Raw genomic sequence first — 1,414 nt, 5'->3', positions numbered from 1 at the left:
ACTCCTTTAGGAGATTATTACCTCTATGCCCTTTTAGGGGCTTATCCTAATACACAAATTCAAATCTCAGGCGATGGTTCTACTAATGCTATCATACTAGGTAAATATGCTTATGTAAATTATAGTGCTGATGATGAAAATACAAAACCCATACTTGCACGTGCAGCTTCTAATCAACACCTTAATATCACTTATCTTGTAAATAAAGGCATTGTCAATGGAGCCTTAAACATACAAAATCAAGGTAATATTGATGAGGGTTCTGTTAGTGTAGGCACTCTTATCAATCAAGGCTGTATAAGAAATACTTATATTAGGTATATGGAAAGAGGATCAAGGAACACTAAGTATAGATACTTTTAATAATGGAGGTATTATCTATTGCTAATTCTAAAATAGGAGTGGAATTTAATAGTGGCAACGACGATCAAAAGCAATCCAAATCAGCTCAAGATCGTCATAAATCCACCATTACTCATTTTTACAATCAAGGCACCATACAGGCTAAAGATACAGGTGTTATCTTTAGTAATACTACCCTAACAAATTACAGGAGTGATTAAAGCAAAGAAAGGTTTAGAAACTTCAAAGCAAACAAGAATTACTAATTTTATCAATAGTGGTGCTATAAGTGGAAGCGATGATCAAGGCATTAACTTTGCTTATTCTATTCTTACAAATAAGGCCTTGATTGTCAAAGGTGGTTATGGTGGTAGTGTGCAGTTCGATGGCGGTTACTTTAGCTAGTATGGTACCTGTATTGATGAAGGTGGTGATGTGGGCTTGGGTGTTTTGGCCGTTTTTATAAGATCTTTGCACCATGATGCCAAAAGGGGAATTGCCATCGCCTATTAGGCCGGTGTTTTTGAAATTGTCTATAGTGATTGTGCTATTGACGTTGTCTTTGCCTATGTTGATAACGGCTGCTTTATCCTTTTTTTGTATCGGTTGTCCCGCCTACAATGACGCCTTCATTGGTAAAGTTTGCGATGGAAACTTTGTTTTCGAAGAATACGGCGTGCGTGGTGGGATTATAAATGAGGGCTTGATTGTCAAAGGTGTCTAAAGATATTTGACCATCTTTTTCTCCCCATATACCTATATAGGCGTTTTTGATACAGCCTTGATTGATAAGAGTGCCTACACTAACAGAACCCTCATCAATATTACCTTGATTTTGTATGTTTAAGGCTCCATTGACAATGCCTTTATTTACAAGATAAGTGATATTAAGGTGTTGATTAGAAGCTGCACGTGCAAGTATGGGTTTTGTATTTTCATCATCAGCACTATAATTTACATAAGCATATTTACCTAGTATGATAGCATTAGTAGAACCATCGCCTGAGATTTGAATTTGTGTATTAGGATAAGCCCCTAAAAGGGCATAGAGGTAATAATCTCCTAAAGGAGT

4 protein-coding genes are annotated in these 1,414 nt (G+C 36.4%); 3 read left to right on the top strand and 1 reads right to left on the bottom strand.

From position 1 onward, the window contains the following. The 3 genes from GRQ01_RS07525 to GRQ01_RS07515 form a co-directional block, all read left to right on the top strand. Positions 1-363 (top strand): hypothetical protein (locus GRQ01_RS07525; RefSeq protein ID WP_193699231.1); only part of this gene is annotated, 363 nt, incomplete at its 5' end. A 2-nt stretch (positions 364-365) separates the two neighbouring features. Then, positions 366-563 carry a hypothetical protein gene (locus GRQ01_RS07520; RefSeq protein WP_158335136.1) on the top strand — a complete coding sequence of 66 codons (198 nt, stop codon included), beginning with the start codon at positions 366-368 and terminating at the stop codon, positions 561-563. Further along, positions 556-747: a hypothetical protein gene (locus GRQ01_RS07515; protein ID WP_158335135.1), complete on the top strand. Its 192-nt coding sequence runs from the start codon at positions 556-558 to the stop codon at positions 745-747. Before GRQ01_RS07520 ends, GRQ01_RS07515 begins: the two co-directional genes overlap by 8 nt. A gap of 181 nt (positions 748-928) precedes the next feature. On the opposite strand, the gene GRQ01_RS07510 is transcribed toward GRQ01_RS07515, so the two are convergent. Next, positions 929-1,414: hypothetical protein (locus tag GRQ01_RS07510; protein ID WP_193699230.1), on the bottom strand; the 486-nt coding region annotated here is incomplete at its 5' end.

Origin of the sequence: Campylobacter bilis, from assembly GCF_016806695.1 — a bacterium.
Classification (GTDB): domain Bacteria; phylum Campylobacterota; class Campylobacteria; order Campylobacterales; family Campylobacteraceae; genus Campylobacter_D; species Campylobacter_D bilis.
The sequence above is the reverse complement of the archived record's forward strand: the minus strand, read 5'-3'. Positions and strand labels throughout refer to the sequence as shown.